The sequence below is a fragment of the Woeseia oceani genome (assembly GCF_001677435.1).
GTDB lineage: Bacteria > Pseudomonadota > Gammaproteobacteria > Steroidobacterales > Woeseiaceae > Woeseia > Woeseia oceani.
The window spans coordinates 1,585,230-1,605,070 of the sequence record NZ_CP016268.1 but is presented as its reverse complement, the minus strand read 5'-3'; the positions used below and the strand labels follow the sequence as shown (position 1 = coordinate 1,605,070).

Annotated in this window: 14 protein-coding genes; 7 read left to right on the top strand and 7 right to left on the bottom strand. The window is 56.1% G+C overall.

Going from position 1 to position 19,841, the window contains the following annotated elements:
* Positions 1 to 11: 11 nt before the first annotated feature.
* Entirely contained in the window at positions 12 to 1,361 is a 1,350-nt protein-coding gene (locus BA177_RS07065; RefSeq protein WP_068614753.1) for a DUF4397 domain-containing protein, read from the top strand.
* Positions 1,362 to 1,370: 9 nt separating this feature from the next.
* On the opposite strand, the gene BA177_RS07060 is transcribed toward BA177_RS07065, so the two are convergent.
* The 6 genes from BA177_RS07060 to BA177_RS07035 all read right to left on the bottom strand — a co-directional run bounded on the left by BA177_RS07060 (position 1,371) and on the right by BA177_RS07035 (position 11,833).
* Complete coding sequence (locus BA177_RS07060; RefSeq protein WP_082989940.1) at positions 1,371 to 3,293, bottom strand: diguanylate cyclase domain-containing protein; 1,923 nt, start codon at positions 3,291 to 3,293, stop codon at positions 1,371 to 1,373.
* Between the two features lie 278 nt (positions 3,294 to 3,571).
* Positions 3,572 to 4,708 carry a carboxylate-amine ligase gene (locus BA177_RS07055; RefSeq protein WP_068614748.1) on the bottom strand — a complete coding sequence of 379 codons (1,137 nt, stop codon included), beginning with the start codon at positions 4,706 to 4,708 and terminating at the stop codon, positions 3,572 to 3,574.
* Between the two features lie 40 nt (positions 4,709 to 4,748).
* A complete protein-coding gene (locus BA177_RS07050; protein WP_068614746.1) occupies positions 4,749 to 5,570 on the bottom strand; it encodes an N-formylglutamate amidohydrolase in 822 nt (273 codons plus the stop codon).
* 60 nt (positions 5,571 to 5,630) lie between these two features.
* Positions 5,631 to 9,143: an EAL domain-containing protein gene (locus tag BA177_RS07045; RefSeq protein WP_068614744.1), complete on the bottom strand. Its 3,513-nt coding sequence runs from the start codon at positions 9,141 to 9,143 to the stop codon at positions 5,631 to 5,633.
* Between the two features lie 343 nt (positions 9,144 to 9,486).
* Positions 9,487 to 10,056: a hypothetical protein gene (locus tag BA177_RS07040; protein ID WP_068614742.1), complete on the bottom strand. Its 570-nt coding sequence runs from the start codon at positions 10,054 to 10,056 to the stop codon at positions 9,487 to 9,489.
* Positions 10,057 to 10,087: 31 nt separating this feature from the next.
* Complete coding sequence (locus tag BA177_RS07035; protein WP_156762731.1) at positions 10,088 to 11,833, bottom strand: hypothetical protein; 1,746 nt, start codon at positions 11,831 to 11,833, stop codon at positions 10,088 to 10,090.
* 273 nt (positions 11,834 to 12,106) lie between these two features.
* On the opposite strand from BA177_RS07035, the gene galE reads away from it, so the two are divergent.
* The 4 genes from galE to BA177_RS07010 all read left to right on the top strand — a co-directional run bounded on the left by galE (position 12,107) and on the right by BA177_RS07010 (position 16,805).
* Positions 12,107 to 13,117 (top strand): UDP-glucose 4-epimerase GalE, encoded by a 1,011-nt coding sequence (galE, locus tag BA177_RS07025; protein ID WP_068619016.1) that lies wholly within the window; start codon positions 12,107 to 12,109, stop codon positions 13,115 to 13,117.
* A gap of 112 nt (positions 13,118 to 13,229) precedes the next feature.
* Positions 13,230 to 14,696 (top strand): sensor histidine kinase, encoded by a 1,467-nt coding sequence (locus BA177_RS07020; RefSeq protein WP_068614733.1) that lies wholly within the window; start codon positions 13,230 to 13,232, stop codon positions 14,694 to 14,696.
* The gene (locus BA177_RS07015; protein ID WP_156762730.1) at positions 14,689 to 15,330 is read left to right on the top strand and encodes a hypothetical protein; all 642 of its coding nucleotides are present in this window, start codon (positions 14,689 to 14,691) and stop codon (positions 15,328 to 15,330) included. Before BA177_RS07020 ends, BA177_RS07015 begins: the two co-directional genes overlap by 8 nt.
* Positions 15,331 to 15,446: 116 nt before the next feature.
* Positions 15,447 to 16,805, top strand: coding sequence for a sigma 54-interacting transcriptional regulator (locus tag BA177_RS07010; RefSeq protein WP_068614713.1), 1,359 nt, complete (start codon positions 15,447 to 15,449; stop codon positions 16,803 to 16,805).
* A gap of 85 nt (positions 16,806 to 16,890) precedes the next feature.
* On the opposite strand, the gene prsR is transcribed toward BA177_RS07010, so the two are convergent.
* Entirely contained in the window at positions 16,891 to 18,282 is a 1,392-nt protein-coding gene (gene prsR / locus BA177_RS07005) for a PEP-CTERM-box response regulator transcription factor (RefSeq protein ID WP_068614701.1), read from the bottom strand.
* Between the two features lie 473 nt (positions 18,283 to 18,755).
* Here prsR and BA177_RS19170 point away from each other — a divergent pair, with 473 nt between their 5' ends.
* Complete coding sequence (locus BA177_RS19170; protein WP_068614692.1) at positions 18,756 to 18,965, top strand: bacterioferritin-associated ferredoxin; 210 nt, start codon at positions 18,756 to 18,758, stop codon at positions 18,963 to 18,965.
* A gap of 178 nt (positions 18,966 to 19,143) precedes the next feature.
* Positions 19,144 to 19,608, top strand: coding sequence for a bacterioferritin (gene bfr / locus BA177_RS06995; protein WP_068614681.1), 465 nt, complete (start codon positions 19,144 to 19,146; stop codon positions 19,606 to 19,608).
* Positions 19,609 to 19,841 lie beyond the last annotated feature (233 nt).

The following is a 19,841-nucleotide window of genomic DNA, read 5'->3' as shown; positions in this document are numbered from 1 at the left end:
GCATCTGATTCATGATCCCACGCTACAAGATTGCCGCCCTGATCAGCATCGTCACGCTGACACTCGCTGGCTGCGCCGAGAGCGCTCGCGAAAACGCTACCGGTAAAGCGGTAATCCGCGCTGTGAATGCTATCGTTGATGCGCCGGCCGTGGTCTTCAAAATTGAAGAACGCAGCCTGGGTTCGCTGGAATTTGGCGATGTCACGCCGATTCAGAACTACGATGACCTTGCCTACAATTTCAACTACGACATAACCGACATCGGGGCCACGAGCAGTCGCCGGCTCGCCAGTCAGTTTCTCGACGTAGTTGCCGACACGAACTACCTGTTCGTACTCAGCGGCAGCATCAGTAATCCGCAGATCACGCTGTGGACTGACGACGAACGACAGTGGGAAGGCACCGAAACCGTCTTCGAAATGGGCTTCATGCACCTCGCCAGCAACCTCGGTGCGTTGGATGTTTATTTCGCGGCTCCCGGTACCGCGCCAACGGCAGGCGCGGCAGTCGGTACGCTGGTTAACGGTGAGCGGCTCGATCCTGCTGAATACGCCGCCGGCAATTATGTTGTGACCCTGACCGAAGCCAATGATCCGCAAGCCATTGTTTATCAGTCCCCAAGCCGGACGCTGGCGGGTGCCTCAACCGACAGCATCCTGATTTTCGATCACAATCCGACCCGTAATTCCGACGTTCACGTGCGCCATCTTACGCAAGCCGGCACCGCCGCCGACCTCGTGGATGCCCGCGTCTCACCTACAGGCCAGTTTCTGCACGCTGCACCGGCGATCGGCAATGTCGATATCGCAGAGAATGACGACTTTGCCTCGCTGCTGCTTGCGGACCAGCCCTTTGGCAACCTGAGTGGCGAGATCACCCTGAGCGCCGGTACCAATGATTACACATGGACTGATGCCGGCAACATGGGCGCGATCCTGGTTGAAAGCGAAGAAGTCATTGCGGCCGATTACAAGCGGACCCTGGTCCTGGCCGGGCCCGCGGCCGACCACACAATCCTTAATGTACAGAGCATCCGCCGACCGTTCTCGACAAGTGCTCGCCTTAACATTATTAATGCGGCCGACAATGCGGAGACGGTGGACATTTATTTTCTGCCGGACGGTGATTCGATTGCTGATTTCACACCAATTTCCTCCGGCATACCGTTCACCTTCTCGACAGGCATGACACCGGTCATTGCTGGCGACTACGAGATAACGATTACCGTTGCCGGTTCACAAACGGTACTGGCCGGTCCTTTGGATATTTCGCTCGCGAACAGGGACGTCGTCGAAGTGTATGTCATGGATACGGCGGACCCGAATGCGATGAGCCTGATGGTCAATCGGGTCAACCCGTAACGGGCTGCGTCAGGACGCGATAGCTGCGTCCACGTAGTCCGCGCGGTCATTCGCCGCACCCGATCGCAGCATGGATTTCACGTTGTACATGGCCTGATCAGCGACACTGACGAGTTGCCAAAGCTCGTTACCGTGTTTCGGCATCAGGGCAATACCGACACTCGCTTCACAATTGATCTCGCGTCCCTGGATGATGTAGGCCTCGGACGCCGTTTCAACAAGACGACTGGCAACGTGCTTCGCATCGTCCACGCCGACCCCGGGCAGAACGATAGCGAACTCGTCGCCACCGAGCCTTGCCAGAATATCTTCGGGACGAAGGCAATACTCGAGGCGATGACCGAAAGCTTTCAGTAGCGCATCACCGGCCTGATGGCCGAAACGATCATTGATGGATTTGAACTGATCCAGGTCGAGATACAAGACCGCAGCTGTTTCGTTCGCCGCAATACACGCGGCAGCATCCTTTTCAAAGCCTCGCCTGTTCAGCACACCGGTCAATGGATCGCGCAATGCATCCTGCAGAATCTTGTTCTCAGCGTATTTTCGCTGGGTGATATCAATCAACGTGACTGAAAAATCCCGACCAACGGGCTCACCAACAACGCGCAGCCAGGCTTCCTTGTCGTCCAGCTCGACCAGCGTTTCGTAACTTATGCTGGAAACACTCCGCACCTCGTCGCCGAACCGTTCCAGCAGCTTCTGCGGCTCCAGCAGCTCCAGCTTTTCCAGCGGCATCCCGACTATTGCGACACCGCCAGTACGCAGAAATCGTTCTGCCGCGCGGTTCGCAAACGTGCAGCGGAACTTGCGGTCAATGTCCCGATCGTCACGCGCGAAACGCAGTATCCCGTTCGACGAATTTTCGACCAGGGAGCGGATAAGGTGCTCACTGTCGGACAAGGCCCGTAAAGCGCGCTTTCTTTGCGTTACGTCACGACAAACCAATACCGTGCCCTGCTTCTGCCCGGATGGGCCCTTCAAGGGTGCGCTGTACACCTCATAATAGCGATCACGGCGCATGCGAACAGTTTGCGCCATGTCCGAGCCTGTCGCGTGTTCGGCCAACAGATTTGCTTCCGGCAAATCCTCCCAAAGATTGCGGCCGATCAAATCGGTCTCACTGGCCTCCAGCAACACTTGCGCTGGTTTGTTGGCACTGACGATGCACTGGTCATCATCCAGAACAATGATCGGATCCCGAATGTGGTCGAGCAACGTCTGGTACACGACGGGACTAAAGTCGTAGACCCGTAAATGCAAGCCCAGCCACCAGTAGACCGGCAACAACAGCGTTACGGTCAATGATGTAAACGGAAACTCATAAGGCCCAATATTCAGGTACGTGTTGCCAAAGCTGACGGCGAGCGGCAACACTGCACACAGCAGAAAGAGCTTCACTTTCTTCCGGTGAGCGAGCGCTATGTTCGGCAAACGGCTGCTCAGCGCGATAACAGAGTAGGCGAACAAGCCGTATCCAAACGGTGCGTGGACGCGATTGAACCAGGCCTTGTCCCTGGCGATCGTGAACTGCAGTCCGTCCGCCGTTGTCGCGTAAGTCCAGATCAACTCATGCAACGGGTTGGTTATCGCCAGCACTGTGGTGATAGCCGGAATGACACAAAGCAAGCCAATAAACCAAGCTGGCGGAGGCCCGATCGTGTACTCGCGGTACTGATAATAGATAGCGACGGGAATGAACCCGGCGCTGAAATACGTCAATGCTCGCCCTATTCCGTAAAGGTCCGGGTCTTGAGTATTCAAAGAGAACGCAGTGCCCAGAACCATCGTGCCGACCAGGAACAGGAAGTAGCTGATCGTATTGCTGCTCGAATCGCTCGCCGCCCGCTGTACCCGCATGGCCAGCCACAGGTACATGACCCCAGCGAACCCAAACGTCGTAGGCAATAGAGGTTGCAGAGTGTCTAACATGCAGACACTCCGGCGGATGAGAATAAAGTCGAGACGTACATACCGTAATAGTACGGAGCTACGACCATATATGATGCGACCTGTGCCGCATTCCCACGCGCTATTCTGCGCTGCGATTCACTGTCTGCGGGCTGCAGGCCTGGCCAGGCCTGCAAGACGGACGCCGGCTGAAACCGGCTCCACTTCCCGTTCCGGCCGTTCGGCCTGCACGGGCTCTCCCGAGCCACGCCGGGCGAAAGCACTGGCATCGCCTTTGCGGGGCATGGAATCTGCCCAGTCTAGAGCCCGCTACGGGTGTCCTCGATCAGCGTATCAACGACTGCACGCAGACATTCCTCCTGGTTCTTGCCGGCTGCGACTGCCGCGGCATGGACCTGGAGTTGCCGGTGCGCACTGGTTCCCCGCCGGACGATATCCCGGACCCTCGCCACTTCATCGGTGCAGCCAAGCGCATCCGCATCCTCCGCGGTCAACTCCAGAATCTCCTCAAGCAGATCGGAGTACGGCACCAGTTCACCCTTGGCGAAGTCGATCATGCCTTCATCGTAGCTGTAGCGGGTTGCCCGCCAACGGTTCTCCCGGATCAACATTGGCGTGTATTGGCGCCAACGTTGGTTGCCAATACGCAAGCGGTACAACATGCGTAACAGACATAACAGCAATGCGGCCAATGCAACGGCGTCGTCGAGACGCGTACACACATCCATGATGCGCGTTTCAAGAGTCGGATAGCGGCCACTCGGCCGAAGATCCCACCAGATTTTGGTTGAGTCTTCGATCATCCCTGCATTGATCAGAATGTCCACGTGCCGTTGATATTCGGCATAACTTTGAAACCGCTCGGGTAAGCCCGTTCGTGGCAACGCGTCAAATATCGTGAGGCGGTAACTTTTCAGTCCGGTATCGCGCCCTTCCCAAAACGGTGACGAGCACGACAGCGCGAGCAAGTGCGGCAGAAAATAGCTCATCTGGTTCATCAGATCGATGCGCAGATCGTTGGCACCAATACCGACGTGCACGTGCATGCCGCAGATCACCATGCGCCGTGCCGCACCAGCCATCTCGTTGGTCAGCGCTTCGTAGCGATCCTTTTCCGTGTGTTTCTGATCAGCCCAGCGACTGAACGGGTGTGTCGATGCAGCGATCGGCGCCAGGCCATGACGGTCTGCCACATCGATGATGACCCGTCGAAGTCGCGCGAGATCCTCGCGCGCTTCCTGCACGCTGCTACACACTTTCGTGCCAACTTCGATTTGCGAACGCAACAGTTCGGTCGTTACCTGGCTGCCACACTCGACCTCGCAGTCCCCCAAAAAGGAGTCCGGCGGATCAACGACCAGACCACGCGATTCCTTGTCGACGAGCAGGTATTCTTCTTCGACCCCGATCGTAAATTCCGGCTCTCGCTGAATCATCCCGCCCCCCCCCGTTTAAGATGCCCGCCGGGCAATGCGCCTAACGAACGGCCGCCGGCGTCCCGCTGATCTCGAGTTGTTCTGGCAGCTTTGCAAACAGCTCTTTCAACAAACCCGCAATACGCTCAACACCGTCCTCGTCACTGATCAGATCCTGACGTATCTCAATACCGGCGTGCGGCAAGCCGCGCGACTCGGCATGATGATCGATTGTAAAGTCCTGCGGGCCACGGCCGGAATAGGGTTCGTTGTCACCCACATTGATCCCGGCGCGCCGCAGCTCCGCAATGAGAACGTCGGGCACCCGTGGATCTTTGTCCCACAGGATGCCAATCTCCCAGGGTCGCTGCACGCCCTCCATGACCGGTGTGAAACTGTGCATCGCCAATATGATTGGAGCGCACCCTGCACTGTGCAAGCGATCCAGCTGCTGGCTGATCGCGGCATGATAGGGCCAGTAGATTGCGTCCGCCCGTGCCTGCCTGTCCGCCTGGTCAAGACCGCGGTTGCCATTGATGACGACGCCATCGCCAAACTCGAGGAATGCCTGTGCATCCAGTAACTTCCGGTTGCAGTCAACAACCAGGCGCGAATAGCCCGCCAACACGGCGGTCACGCCAAGTGCCTCGGCAAGGTGTTCCGTCGTGGCGCCAGCGCCGATGTCCCAGGCCAGATGGCTGCGCAATGCAACCGGGTCTAGGCCCAGATTGCCCAATGAAGATGGCATGTAACGACTGGCGTGATCGCACAGCAACAGGATCGGACTGGCCACGTCTTCGTTCAGGACACGGAATGGAGGCGGCTCGCCGGGAGCCAGCAATTGTATCTCCGGCATTGCGGCCGGCTTACTTTCGTTGCCCATTAATTGTCTGCGACGAGAAAAATTCCCGTCCAGTGTACAGGAGGAATCCGGGTACCGGAATCAGGCCATCAGGGGCGCCGCATGCGCTGTCGCCGACCACGGCGCAAAGGAATCGACCGAAGTGGGTCGCGCGATGTAATAGCCTTGTGCGTGGGAAACGCCCAGTTCGGCCAGTTTGTCCAGCACCGCGAGGTTCTCAACCCGCTCTGCGATGGTTTCTATACCCATCGCCTGGCCAACCTGGTTGATAGCCCTGACCATGCTTTCGTCGACACTGTTATCGACGACGTTGCGAATAAACTGGCCGTCAATTTTTATGTAGTCGACCGGCAAGTTCTTGAGATACGTGAAAGATGAAAGTCCACTGCCGAAATCATCCAGCGAGAACTTGCACCCCAGAGCTTTCAACGCCTGCATGAAATGCACAACGCGCGACAAATTGGAGATCGCGGCGGTTTCCGTAATCTCAAAACAGATCGCGCCTTTCGGCAGTTTGTGCTTCTTGAGTTCATCGACGACAAATTCAAGGAAACGGTCCTCGCTCAGCGAGGTCCCGGAGAGATTGATTGCCAGTGTGAACCGCGCCACATCATGATCGGAACTTCGGTCAGCAAGTTTTTCCAGTGATTGTTTTACAACCCAGCGATCCAGGGTCGACATCATGTTGTAACGTTCTGCGGCAGGAATGAACTGATCCGGCTGAACCAACTCGCCATTCTCGTCACGCATACGCAACAAGAGCTCGTAGTGACCAGGCGCACTATCATGCTGAGTGCCTATTGTAATAATCGGCTGATAGAAAAGCTCAAGTCGGTTGTCCTCAACCGCACTGGTAATGCGTGAGACCCATTTCATTTCTTCATGGCGGACAGACGCATCGCTGTCACGGTACAAGTGAGTTTGGTTGCGACCCATGTCCTTGGCTGTGTAGCACGCCACATCGGCGGAACTCATGACGCTGGCGACACTGGGGCTTTCCTGCGTGACAACCACAACGCCTATCGAGCAACGCACATTGGTGAACGCTTCTTGCCAGGTGAAACGGTGCTCTTCAATCGCAGACCGAATAGCCTCGGCCACATCCATTGCACGCTCTTCGTCACAACGCTCAAGAAGCACGCCAAATTCATCGCCACCCAGTCGCGCAAGAATATCCGTAGACCGGATGTTGGACTGGATGATCTCGGTTACCTGGGACAACAGCTCATCACCGGCGGTATGGCCAAACGTATCATTGACCACCTTGAACTGATCAAGATCCACATAGAGCACGCCGTGCGTGAGTTGACCGTTGCTGGCGGTACTCTCAAGCGCTGCCACCAGCTGGTTTTCGAATTCTCTGCGATTTATCAGCCCGGTGATCGCGTCATGTGACGCCTGGTAGGACAACTGGCGGAACAATCGCGTTTCGCGGCTGACATCGTGGAAGACCATGACCGCGCCGATTATATTGCCGATTCGGTCGCGAATCGGTGCGGCCGAATCCTGAATGGGAATCTCCACACCTTGCTTGGCGATCAACACGGAATTCTCAGCCAACGCTATGACCCGACCCTCTTTCAGACAACGGGTAACCGGATTCTCAACCGTTGAACGAGTATGTTCATTGATAATTGTCAGAATTTTCTCGATGGGCTGACCACGGGCTGAACGTATATCCCAGCCACTGAGGTCTTGTGCCACCGGGTTAATATAATCTATGCAACCCGCTGCATCGGTCGTAATAACGCCGTCGCCGATCGATTGCAGCGTTACCTGGGCACGCTCCTTCTCTTCAAACACGCGGGTTTCCGCGACTTTGCGATCTGTGATGTCAGTGATCGTACCTTCGTGAGCAACGATGACACCGTCCTTGTTGTAGACGGCACGCGAGTTCTCCAGCACCACAATTTCACGGCCGTCCTTGCGACGCAAACGGGCTTCAAAGTTCCTCACAAAACCTTGCGCCTCCAGCCTCGCAAAAACACGTTCACGATCAATGGGATTCACGTAGAGCTTGGTTGTGCGGCCAGCACCTTTTAGTTCTTCTGCGCTCTCGTAGCCGAGCATGTCGACCAGTGCAGGATTGACCGTGATGATTTCACCTTCCCGCGACGAGATGTAGACGCCATCGACAACATTTTCAAACAGGCCACGGTAGCGACTTTCACTGCTGCGCAACTTTTCTTCATCTATCTCGCGCTTGATGGCAATGCCGGCGAGTTTTGCCATGCGTCCGAGTTTATCCAGCTCATCCGTAGTAGGTTCTCGCGGCTCGTCAACATAGGCATCAAGCGTCCCGATTATGTGACCGGCGCTCGCGTACAACGGAAATGACCAACAGGCACGGATCTTGTGCTCTTCGGCGCTTGCGTGCAGGCCTTTCCATGCCAATTCCGTGCTGATGTTTCTGACGACGGTTTCGCGACTGCGATGCACGGCCAAACCACAGGCAATCGCGTTTTCAGCTACACGCGTATGGTCGAGCTGGACACGAAACGCGTCCGGAAGACTGGGTGCCTCCTCGACACTCAATGTGGATTGTGTGGAATCGAGCAGCATGACAGCCGTGCGCAAGCCGCTGCTAATTTTTTCCGTGCATCGACAGATCGACCGCATCGTGCGATCAAACGGCGTGCTCGCCGCAATCATTTCCAGAATTTTGTTCTGGGCGTACGAGAGTTCTTCATTGCGTTTACGTTCGGAGATATCAGTGATACTTACACGAACGAGCCGCTTGTCGCCCGACGGGAGGCGGCTGAAACGAACTTCGCAGGGAATTTCTTTGCCGTTCGCATCTTTGTGCAGCCATTCGAATGTCGGGTGCTCACCATTCAGAGCACGGTCAATGTAACCACGACGCACGCCGAAAGACGGCGTACCATCGGGCTGCATTTTCGGGCTGATTGCTTCAGGTCCCGCGCTCAACAAGCGGCGGCGCGACAAATTGAACAGCAGGCAAGCATTGTCATTCGCGTCGCTGAATCGATTCTTGTCTACATCCAGAACCAGGATGGCTTCAGGCGCATTCTCGACCAACGCACGATAACGTTCTTCATTGTCCCGCAGGATGCGTTCCGCGTCTCGTCGGTCTGTCACGTCACGCAAGCTGATCACGAAAATATCTTCGTCGACGCCACTTAGTTTGCTGGCATTGATCTCGGCGACAAACTGTCGGCCGGACCCGGATACAGCATCGACTTCACCGCTGTTGAATTCGATATGCGTGTCATCCAGATCGGACATGAACGGCTCGAGACTGCACGGGAGAGTCTTGCCTTCAACAAACGGCAGTATCCGGCCCAGTTCGGAGCCGATCAGATCTTCCTTCGCGAGATCAAAATAGCGGCTGCAAACTCGATTGCAGTTTCGAATGATTCCTGACGCACTAACCGACAGCAGCGCATCGGTAACACTGTCAAAAATAATTTCAATAGGTGTCGAGGCCGGCAATGACTGTGCAAGTGATCGACTAACCGTCGTCTGCATCTTGTCATAATGCTGGTTCAGTAACTCGACCAGGGTATTGAGATCCAGTTGCCCGGAATGCTCTTTGTTGTTGTCTGGTCGCTGCTCGTTGCTTTCCGTTTGCATCTGAGCGTCGGTTTCCCCGCAATCTTTATATGCGCTGTCCTTGACCGATCATTAGTGGTCGGAATCAAGGTTTGTCTTATGACCCACAGACCGCTATCCGTGGCTGATCTGTGGCAATGTGCCAAGCCAATCTAGACAAAGGAGAGAACAGCGACTGTGATGCGCCTCTCGAATCGGAAACAATACTGGGAATAAATTCCCGGAACGCTGCAGCCCTTATGGATAAAGGGCTGGCGGAGCATTTGGCAACAGATCTGAGCTGCCCAGCGGGTCTTTGGGGCTGGTTTGGACAGGCTGCATTAACATAATGAGCCGGTCTGCGGCAGGACCCACAGGCCAGTGGCTAATTTTCAACAGCCGGCATCGAGATGACGGTTTCGCCATCAGCTGTCTCGCGCAGCTCGCCATTGAGCACGGGGTCAGCAGCACCCTGTCCCACGGCGATGGGCACGGCCATCGTCTTCAGCATGCGGCCTGCCGACGTTTCCACCTCGGCCGTGACGTTCAAATACAAACGACCTTCACGCAGTGGGATGACCGTGACCTGGCGGGCGGCATAGCCCTCGTCCGCCGGCGCACTCAATTCAGTCGTTCTTGCTTGCGATTCAGGAAAGCGCATGCTTTCAACGTCATTGACGAAATAGCTGACCCGCACCGGCGCCTCGCTCAAAGATGTCGATACCCTTACTTCAATCGCCACCGGCTGACCAACGACCGGCGTGCCGAGCACCGTGTAGGCAATGGTAATGGGCGCGCCAGGCTTGCCGGGCGACCTGACCGGCAATTCATTGTTCACTTTGGCCGCTATTTCGGGTGACGCGGCTGCTTTCCGGGCGGATTCTTGATCGGCGCTGTTACAACCTGCGACAACAAGCGCTAGCAGCAGAGAGATACACATCAGTTTATTGGTCATTCAGTTCACCATTGACGCAGCAGCGACAGAATCAGGTTGTCGGCTGCACCGTAACATCAAAACAAACCCGATTGGGATAAGCGGCAACAGTCTGCTCGTCAGCGTATCGCCAGTCCGTCAGGTCCATGACGTAGTTGCCGACGGCCAGTACACCGAAGGATTCAAAGGCCTCGACATTGGCGGTTCCGCTAAAGCCCTGAGCAACGACCTGCCCGTTCAGAAACACTTCCGCGTCCGGATCGCTTTGGTCAGAGTCATTGGCCGGATCGTCGCTCGGCAGGCTGGCCAATGTCGCCGCATCAACCTCCAGGCGAAATGCATAGCGGGACGGCGCTGCCACCGAGAAACGCAGAAAACGGTGTTGCGACAGCTTGTTGCCATTCGATTGCGAGTTATCGTGTTCGTTGTTCACGCATATATTCAGTGGCACGCCGGTCGGGTTTATCTGCGTGTAGACCGGTAATGCATCCTGTGGCGTAGCACTGTTGGCATCGTTGGTTTCGCCATCGCCGTACACGCCACTGCCGTTGACATTGTGATAAGCAAGTAACTCGTCGACGAGTGCAGCGCTGGACGGTGATTCGTCTTTTAGTTCGGTCGTGAACGAGAAGATGCTGGTATGCGCTGATGTAACGGACTGGCGATTCACCATGGTGTCGTAGATCGGTGTGAAGCCTATGCTGCCACTGTCACCGCGGCCCACTTCCACGCTGTCGTCCCACAGGTCGAAAACCAGTTCCATGACCGAGAACTCGTTGAACCAGCCGCGACGGCTTTGCGAGGAATTTTCGATATTGATTGAAAAGCCGTTCGATTGTCCTGCTGCCGAGGTATCACAATACAAGGAGCTATTCAGCGCCATGCCGGACAACGCAGTCGCCCAGCCTTCGCCGAACGCCAGTCGCATGTCCAGGCGGTCACCCGGACCGTGCACCCCGCCGATGCTGTCGGACCGCGAAAATGCATCTTCGAAATAATGCCCCCATTCATGGACGATGACGTGACTGTCAAATTCCTCTGTGTCACTGTCAGCCGCGCCCAGCAGGAACATCTTGTTGTCCGAGCTGTAGTACGAGGTGCCTATACGACCGGCTGCAATATCTTCCATGGTTCCATCGCCACCATCGGGCACATTGTTGACACTCCAGAACACATCCAGGGGTTCGAAATTTGCCGTATTGTCCGCTTGCAGCACCAGCCGCATGGCATCGTAGATGCTGTCCAATACTGCAAACGGTGCCGCTGCCCGTATCCCGGAATATCTCACCCCGTTCCAGCCTGTGGTCGCCGTCAGGTTGCGCGTCTGGTCAGCGCTGCCGCTGCTAAAGTTGCCTGAATCCAGCGCGTAAACCGGGCGTTGTTCTAGCGGCACTGTTGTGTTTCTCGTATTGTCTCTTACTTCAACATCCCATGACGGCGTACCGCTACGCTTTAGCTCCGAACGTACACTCAGGAATACACTAATGCCGGCACTCACATTTAATGAATATCCTCCGTTGTCATCGGTCACCGTGCTACCCAGTACGGTGCTGGTCGAGGCGTCAATCACCTGCACCGTTGCTCCGCGAATCGGGCGGGTTTCTGTGGCAGTGTAATTCAGCCCGATGCACCCTGGGTTGGTAGGCACATACTCAAAATTCATGGTGCCGGAAATAGTGACTACAGAACTCGCCGACGGCGACGCACTGCCACCACCGCCGCAGGCGGCAAGGATCAGGCAATACACTGCGGCTGACAGGGCCCGACCTGCCCTCCATTTGCAAAACGTACTGGTCATTATCGCGCGGGCCCTTGTTGGTAGTTGTGCAACGGAGTTCAAAACGGTACCGCTGATCAGGATACTATAGGCAGCACTTCCGCCTATAGCGCCAATCAACGCTCGGTGGCCGATCAGGACAGGTTTTAGTGCTTTAGTGCGACTCAGGTCCTGCCAATAAATTCAGTATTGTTAGAATTTCTACTTGGAAATAGTTCCTGGTTCACAGTTCAAAACTTCATTTCAGGGTGAACTGTAGCCAACCCACAACCAGTGCACAGCAGGAAACAGCGCATGAGCCACAAGAGCATACTCGTGACTGGCGGAGCCGGTTACATCGGCAGCCACGTCGTTCGCCAACTCGGTGAACAGGGTGAAGACATCATTGTTCTGGATAATTTGTCGACCGGCTTCAAGGAAGCGGTGACCAGCGGCAAGTTGATCATTGGCGATACCGGGGATGACGCGCTGCTTGAAAAAGTGTTTGCCAAAAACGACATTGACACAGTGATGCATTTTGCCGCACACACTGTTGTGCCTGAGTCGGTCAGCGATCCGCTGAAATATTATCGCAACAATACTGCCAGCAGCCGCACCCTGCTTGAGCACGCGCACAAGGCCGGCGTCAAACACGTGGTGTTCTCCTCGACGGCGGCGGTCTACGGCGTCCCGGAGACGGGCAAGGCATCTGAAACGACCCCGACCCGACCGATCAATCCGTACGGCACGTCGAAACTGATGACCGAATGGATGCTGCGGGATCTCTCACAAGCGGGCGGCCCCAGCTATGTTGCCCTGCGTTATTTCAACGTTGCGGGTTGCGAACCCGGCGGCAGAATCGGCCAGTCAACGCCGAAAGCCACTTTGCTGGTCAAGGTAGCCTGCGAAGCGGCCGTTGGTCGCCGACCCCAGGTATACGTTTACGGTACTGATTATCCGACGCCCGATGGCACAGGGCTGCGGGATTACATTCACGTCGAAGACCTGGCCTCAGCCCATGTCGATTCACTGACCTACCTGCGCAATGGTGGCAAACCGGCCACCTTGAACTGCGGCTACGGCCACGGCTATAGCGTGCGCGAGGTGCTGGAGGCCGTTGCGCGGGTCAACGGCAAACCGCTCAATATTGTCGAAGAAGCCCGTCGTCTGGGCGACCCTCCTGAGCTGGTTGCCGAAGTTGCCAAGATTCACAAGGTTCTGGGTTGGCAGCCCAAATACGACGATCTCGATACCATCGTGCGCACCAGCCTGGCATGGGAACGCAAGATTGCCGCTGGCGACAAGTCCGCCTATTGGGCTGCCTAAGGTGCATGGCCGGCCCTCAGCGGCTGAGGTTCCGGCCAGACGCATCCCGTAACGACAGGCCAGGTCCGGTTGCGTGGCTGCATTTCTCGCTGACAGGCCCTAAACTCCGCCAATGAAATTTCGTCGCCCTCGTTCGCTCAATGGCCTGATCCTGGTGGGATTCGGGCTGGTAGCGGCACCTCTCCTGCTGGCAATCATCTGGGCCCTCTTCAGCCTGGACCGGCTTGCCGAGCAAAGTGAACAACTCGTCATTACCGGCGTTGCCGCCGCGGAACAAAACCGACTGTTGTTCGAACAAGTGGGCTCGCTGGAACGGGTTGCGCGGCAGCATGCGGTATTACAGAGTGACGACAGCCGGGAATTGTTGCGCCAGGATTTCGCATCACTGCAAGCCCGCCTGGAGATCATGTCACCCATGATTACACTGGCCGCCGCTGAGGAGCCGGCCAGCAGCGTCAGTGCCAAAGCCGATAGTATTGTGACCGCATTGTTACAACCTGTCGCCAATGCCGAGAGCACCGTGCAGGCACTGTCGGAGTTCGCGCCATTGCGGCAAGACGTCACCCGCCTCACTGTACAACTGAGCGATCATATTGAGCGTCAGGTCGAAGAATTGCAGGACAACATCCGCAACGCTCAACAAATCTCCGCGTGGCAAACCGCCGCGCTCGTACCGGGAACCATTGTAGTGGTCCTGTTTTTTACCTTATTGGTTGCCCGGCCTATTCGCCAAATCGATCAGGCGATAAATCAATTGGGTCAAAGCGGCTTTTCCAAGCCGATTCGCATCAGCGGCCCGACCGACCTGGAGAAGCTGGGCCACCAACTCGATTGGCTACGTCTGCGACTCCTCGAACTGGCACAGGAAAAGAACCGATTCCTTCGCCACATGTCTCACGAGCTGAAGACGCCGCTGGCCAACATTCGCGAAGGCACCGAGCTGCTGCTGGACGGGACCGTTGGCGACCTGCAACCAGCGCAGCGCGAGGTCACTGACATCCTCCGCTTAAACGGCCTCAAGTTGCAGCAACTGATAGAGAACTTGCTCAGTTTCAGTGCGTGGCAGACAAAAAATGAAGTGCTCACCCGCAGTGACTTTCCGATACGCGCGCTTGCCGTTGCGGTCGCCAAGGCGCAGCGACTGGCCCTGAAAGCAGGTCAGATTCAGTTGCGGCTTGATGTGCAGGACGAAATCATAAACGCGGACCGCGACAAGATTCGCACCGTACTGGACAACCTGCTTTCGAACGCAATTAAGTTCACACCGAAAGGCGGTTTGATTACTATTCGGGGCCGACGTGAGGAGCGACAATTTGTGCTTGAGTTTGGAGACACAGGGCCCGGCATACCCGCCGATGAACAACCGCGTATATTCGATGCCTTTTTTCAGGGTAAGCGTGAACAAGGTGGGCAGGTAGCTGGAACCGGTATAGGTTTGTCAGTTGTACTTGAATGTATTCAGGCTCATGATGGCTCAGTCGAGCTTATTGATTCCGACGAATTTTCCGGCGCGTATTTCCGCATACACATTCCGCAAAGTCAGGCGGCTGCACAACCCAGGATTGCTGCGAATGCCTAGACCAATACACCCATTGCTCCAGCGCGCACTGTCGGTCGTCTTACTGACCACGGCACTGAACGGCTGTGCGCAAATGGATGAATTGTTGCGCGGCCAACGGGCAAACGTCAGCGATGACCCGGCCGCCGCTACCGGTGCCCCGGATACCGATACTTACGTGCAGGAACTTTACGCACTGGCCAATGGCGATCCGGCAACGCAGACGGAGATACTTGCCGATGCGGAAACAACGGCGGCGTTAACCCCCAACCCGTCAAGCCGATTACGACTTGCGCTGGTACTTGCCACACCCGGCCACGCCGAGACAGATGAGGACCGCGCACAGGATATTTTGCGCGACTTGCTGTCGCAAACGGAGCTGCTGACCAGCGGTGAAATTGCGCTTGCGACCGTCCACCTGCGCAGCGTGGAACAAAGGCTGATGCTGAGCCAGGAAACGGCCCGGTTACGGGAACAGTCGTCACGCACTGCGGATACTGAACAACGCGCCGTGGAACAGCGGCTGGCCAGGGTCGAAGCCGAGAACCGTGACCTTCGCAAGTCACTGGCAGAGGCAGAACAGAAACTCGAGGCCATCACGACCATCGAACGTTCGATTCGCGAACAGACAGAAAACGGAAACAATCAGCAATAGCCTTGTTGTTCGTACAGCTCCGCAACTGTCACCTATCGGCGACAGTGCAAACCCGGCAGGACAATTCATCGTACACGCGCCATAATAGCGGCCCGGATCTCACATAAAGTAAGTCCATGGCGAGCAAAAACAGCACTACGAAAGGCCGAATTCTTCTGGTTGATGATGACCCCGGACTGTTGCGCCTGTTAAGCATTCGACTTCGCGCTGAAGAGTACGATGTTGAAGCTGTCGAAAGTGCCGAGAAAGCGTTGGCAGTGGTCAATCGCTTCCAACCGGATCTTGTCATTACCGACCTGCGCATGGACAAGATGGACGGCATCGGTCTGCTCAAAGAATTGCAGAGCCGGTCTCCCGGCTTGCGGGTTGTCATCGTCACCGCTCACGGAACCATTCCGGATGCCGTGACTGCCACCCAAAGCGGTGCATTCGGATTCCTGACCAAACCTATCGACAAAGATGAACTCATGAGCGCGGTGGAACGCGCGATGAAAATTTCCGGCTCCCCAATGGCCGATGTCGAAGACAACTGGTGCGAGGAGATCATTACTCGCAACCCGAAGCTGAAGGAAATTCTGGCGCAGGCCAAGATGGTTGCCGCAACAGATGCGCGCGTACTCATTAATGGTGAATCGGGTACGGGTAAGGAACTGCTGGCGCAAGCGATACATCGCGCAAGCCCGCGACGCAACAAACCCTTTGTAGCGATCAACTGCAGCGCGATGGCCGAGAACCTCCTGGAATCCGAATTATTCGGCCACGAAAAAGGAGCTTTCACCGGCGCTACGCGCAGCCACAAAGGTCTCTTTCAATCGGCCGAGGGTGGCACCTTGTTGCTGGACGAAATCGGTGACATGCCGATGCGTTTGCAAGTCAAATTGTTGCGAGTGTTACAGGAAAATCAGGTGCGCCCGGTTGGCAGCACCGAAGCTATTCAGGTTGACGTACGCATAATTTCGGCAACCCACCGCGATCTGCAGGACATGATGCGCGAAGGTCGTTTTCGTGAAGATCTCTATTACCGACTGAACGTCGTCAACATCAATCTGCCTGAACTTGATGCGCGGCGCGAAGACATCCCATTGCTGGTCTCGCACTTTCTGCAGCAACTGGCCGCGGATGGGGATACTGACCGCAAAGTGTATGCCCCGGAAGCTGTTGAGTTGCTGGTAACCGCTGAATGGCCGGGCAACATTCGCCAGCTTTACAACGTCGTGCGCCAGAACGTCGCGCTATCTCGCTCACCCGTAATCAGCGGTGAGCTGGTACAAACATCGTTGGGCGAGCACGCCGGTAAGCTCGCCTCATTCAGCGAAGCCCGCGATGAATTCACCCGCAATTACCTGTCGCAAATTTTGCAGATCACGGGTGGCAACGTTAGTCAGGCCGCACGCCTGGCAAAACGCAATCGTACGGATTTCTACAAACTGCTCGCACGCCACGAGCTGAACCCGGATGCGTTTAAGGTTCGTTAGCCAGCCGCGTACAGCAATACCCGGTGGCGCAGAATAATGCCTTGTTCAGGGTTTTAGGCAACCGGCGTTACCGTTACGGCAATTGTCACTCTTTGGTTTCGTTAGCGCGCTTCGAGTAGGCTTCGGCAGACAGGCCGTACTTGCTTAACAAGTCGTACAGCGTCGGCCGCGTAACCCCAAGCAATTCCGCTGTGCGGGAAATATTGCCGAAGTTCTTCATCAGCGCCTTGCGGATAGCTTTGGATTCGGCGTGCTGCCGTACTTCGCGAAGGTTCAGTGTCTCTTCTTCGGCATCCACGCCCGCAAGCCCGAGGTCAGCCGCGGTGACCTGCTTGCCGTCGGCCATTATCACGGCGCTCTTGACCTTGTTCTCCAGCTCCCGAACGTTGCCGGGCCAGGAATACGCTTCAATGGCTTCTGCCGCGTCGTCCGAGAAACCACTGATCGCCCGCTTCTGCTGTTCGGCGTACTTGTTCAAGAGCACCCGCGCCAGTATCAGCCGGCCCTCCTCCCGATCGCGGAAAGGTGGTATATCGATAGTAATCTCGCACACGCGGTAATAGAGATCTTCACGAAAAAGATCCTGTTTGATCAGTTCAACCGGATTCTGGTTGGTTGCACAGACCACCCGCACATCAACCGGTATTTCCTCGCGACCACCAACCCTCTCGACCACCCGCTCCTGCAGAAACCGGAGCATCTTTGCCTGCAGTGACATTGGCATGTCGCCGATCTCGTCAAGGAACAACGTGCCCCCGTCAGCCATTTCGACTTTGCCTGGCGTCTGTCTCGCAGCGCCGGTGAACGCCCCTTTTTCGTAGCCAAACAATTCGGATTCGAGCAGGTTTTCAGGAATAGCGGCGCAATTGATCGCCACGAAACGCTTGTCGCGCCGCGGGCTAAGACGGTGGATCGCACGGGATAGTAATTCCTTGCCTGTACCTGACTCACCCAGCAACAAGGTGGTTACGTTGGTCGGCGCGACTTTTTCGATCATGCGACAAACCTGCAACATCGCATCACTGGCCGCCACAATGCCCTCGAGCGGCGACTGGGTCGCTACCGCCTGCAGTCGCCGGTTCTCGCTTTCCAGCTCTGCAATATTGAAAGCGCGATCAACAATGAGTTGCAGCGTGTCGGTGTCAACTGGCTTCTGATAGAAATCGTAAGCGCCCAAGGCGATGGCACGCAATGCGTTTTGCTGATCGCCATGGCCGGTAACGACAATGACTTTGGTGAATGGCGACAGCTTCACGGTCTCCTGGAGGGTTGCCAGGCCTTCTTCCACACCATCGGGATTGGGCGGCAGGCCCAGGTCCTGGAGTACGACCAACGGTTCGTGGCGGCGAAGCTCGGCAATGGCCGACGATCGATCGCTGGCAGTCACTACGTCATAGCTTTCAAAGCACCATTTAAGCTGATTCAGCAGACCCGGATCATCTTCGACGATCAAAAGCTTGCGGCTCGATTCGCTCAATTTTTCCCCTTCTCTCTTTGGACATGCGACCCAGCGACCCGCAATGTTGCCACGTTAACGCGACCGATGGCATGGCTTGCGTCACATCAGCTACTGCCTATTGGATACACAAAATTTGTTCGGCCCAAATACCCACACCGGCCGGGAGAGTCGACAGGTCTGTATCGCTTGCCAGCTGCGCGCCGGATCGACGTATACAACGACATTGAATAGCAGAGAACGCGGCGTCCTGTGGCACTCCCGGGCTGCTGCCCGACCGCGAGGCAGCCGGCAGCAGTGCCCGAACAATCAGCGGCTGCAGGGGCATTAGCTCGCATTTTCTTTAGACCTCACCAACAATCAACATTATCTTTCTCTTATAATTAATTGTTTTAACAGTATTTTTCCTCACCCCTTGGTATTCAGTAATCTTATTGACAATCATTCTCATTAGCGTTTAAATAAGCTCACGTTGAACGACTGGAAAACCGCGCATGTATGTCTGTATCTGCAACGCTGTAACCGACAAGGACATCCGCCGTGCCGCCGCAACCGGCGCCGGAAACCTGTATGAGTTACAAGAGCAGCTCGGCGTAGCTACCCGTTGCGGCAGTTGCGCGGACCACGCACGCGAAATTCTCAATGAAGTTCACGGTCAGCAACACCGGGCAACGCCAACCCTGTACGTACCCGTTCACGCTTAGCTCTCCTCCGTGCGTCTTGCGCCGACGCGTGTAGCTGGAAATCAGATCCCCACGCGTCCGGGCACAGCAACGTGCCGCAAATCAAAGTCATTCTCACTTTGATTGCCAGTATGGCTGCTTGCAGTTGCGCGGGCGGCCACTATCATTGGCGTTCTCTACCCAGCACACGGAGTGCCATATGAAAGGCGACCGCACCGTCATCGAACACCTCAATCGCGTTCTCAAGAACGAGCTCACCGCCATCAATCAGTACTTTCTGCATTCCCGAATGCTGAAAGACTGGGGCTTCGACAAACTCGGCGACAAGGAATACGAGGAATCGATCGATGAAATGAAGCACGCGGACCAGCTCATCGCCCGTATTCTGTTCCTCGAAGGCCTGCCTAATCTGCAGGAACTGGGCAAACTCAACATTGGCGAAGACGTGCCCGAGATCCTGCACGCCGACCTGAAGCTGGAAATGGAAGCCCTGCCCGACCTGCAAGCCGCGATAGCCTATTGCGAGGCGAACAAGGACTACATCAGCCGGGAAGTGTTCGCGAGCATCCTCGAATCCGAAGAAGAGCACGTCGACTGGCTGGAAACGCAGATCAGCCTGCTGGACAAAATGGGCACGGAGAATTACCTGCAGTCACAGGCATAGAACGAAACGCCCGCCCGCGCAATCGCACTTCCTATCGGTTTACTGCCAGGGAGCGGCAAAACGCTCAAACAAAAGCCCTGTGGAGAACAGGGCTTTTTTTGTGTGCATGCTTCGGTACTGGCGTGACAGCGCAATCTTGCGTTGCCCCAGGCGCGGCGCACCGTCGCTGGGGTAGCGGGCACGGTGCGACAGATTTAAGAGCGGTTCAGCAGGATCACCAGCTTGCAACGAAC